The following is a 1,584-nucleotide window of genomic DNA, read 5'->3' as shown; positions in this document are numbered from 1 at the left end:
CTGGCGAGGTGCCCAAGTTGAGCTTGCGCGCTGTCCTCTTCCTGGATAGCCTCATCTTTGTTGGCGCTGTGGCACTCTTCGCTTTTCTCACCATCAAGCTTGCATAGCCGCATCCAAGCAGGCCCCCCGCTTCCTGCCACTTGCGGACGTTCGACCTTGGCTTTTGAAGCGCGTGCGCACTGACGACAAGGTAGGCAACAATCGGCCAGGAGCGGGCGTTCGGACCTACCGCAGAATCCTGCCAAAAGAAGACATTCAATACGATGGCGCTGCCTTCGACAACCATCCGGAATACATTGATGCGAGCCATTTTCCTATGCCTTTGCCTRATGGCCGGGGCATCCGTGGCGGCGCAGGACATGCCACCTTGGCGGTCGTCGACACCCGAAGAGCAGCGCCTCGACGCTGCCGCATTCGAGGATTTCGACAAGGACATCGCCGAGAACCTCAGCGATGTCCAGAGCGTGGTTGTCGTCCTGCAAGGCCGCACGGTGTACGAGTACTACCGCGACGGCAACCCAGACGCGCTGCGCGACACCCAGTCGGTCACCAAGAGCGCCCTGGCCGTGCTGGTGGGCACTGCGTTGCAGCAGAGGAAGCTTGCGTCTCTGGACCAGCCGGTGATCGAACTCATGCCCGAATGGAAGTCGCTCAACCCCGATCCACGGGCGCAGGCCATTACGCTCCGGCACATGCTAGCGATGACCCCGGGCTTTGAAGCCAATGACAGCAGCGGCACGGCCGCGCCGCTGGCTCCGGCCGTGGCATGGGCCCGGCCTCTGGGCGCGGAGCCAGGCGAGCGGTTTTCCTACGACAACAGCGTGCCCGTCATGGTCTCGGCCATTCTCGAACGAGTGGGCGGGCGGCCGATTGCGGACCTAGCGCGCGACCAGCTCGTCGCGCCACTTGCCATGCGGGAGCCTACGTACGCGCGCAGCCTGGTGCACCTGCGTACGGTGGATATGGCCAAGCTAGGGTACCTGCTGCTGCAGGACGGCCGTTGGGCAGACCGGCCCCTGCTACCTGCCGGGTTCGCGGCCCAGGTCGTCAAGCCGCAAAGCGCGGGGGGGCCGCCTGTCGGACTACCCTATGGGCTGTTCTGGTGGGTGGCATCCGACAAGACCTTTTTCGCCAGCGGCTATGCAGGCCAAGCTATCTGGGTTCACGTGCCGCTGGGTCTGGTGGTCGCCGTGACATCCGTGGTGTCGCCACAGAGCCAACAGCGAGCGCAGGCTATCGGACTCGCTCGGGGGCGCATCTTCCAAGCCGTCCAGAAGAGGCTGGCCTCGGGTGGGAAGTGATCGGTTTTAGTCCAAAGCTCCGGGCCGCGACCGGCTACAGCCGGCCACAAGCCGCCCTTCGACTCGACCGTCCAGTTCGCGAACACCCTAAGCTCGACGGCGTTCGCGGACGCTAAAGTAGGTCGGCCAGCAACCGCCCCATCAAATTCGCCCAGTGCACCGGGTGGGTCGTTAGCGACGCGCCTTGAATCCCATGGTTTCACTTGGTATCATGGATATTGAAACTCCTCATCCCAGATGAGGAAAGATAAAACTCTATGGCTGCCAAGACGCAAACCGACCC

Annotated in this window: 2 protein-coding genes; one reads left to right on the top strand and one right to left on the bottom strand. The window is 63.0% G+C overall.

The window, feature by feature from the left end:
• Positions 1-310: hypothetical protein (locus AC1DY5_RS54985; RefSeq protein ID WP_478122589.1), on the bottom strand; the 310-nt coding region annotated here is incomplete at its 3' end.
• Between the two features lie 34 nt (positions 311-344).
• Between AC1DY5_RS54985 and AC1DY5_RS54980 the strand changes: the two genes are divergently transcribed.
• Entirely contained in the window at positions 345-1,301 is a 957-nt protein-coding gene (locus AC1DY5_RS54980; RefSeq protein ID WP_478122588.1) for a serine hydrolase domain-containing protein, read from the top strand.
• Positions 1,302-1,584 lie beyond the last annotated feature (283 nt).

Source organism: Variovorax sp. P4_D9 (genome assembly GCF_056401695.1).
Note: the sequence above shows the minus strand (reverse complement) of the source record. Positions and strands in the feature narration are given on the sequence as shown.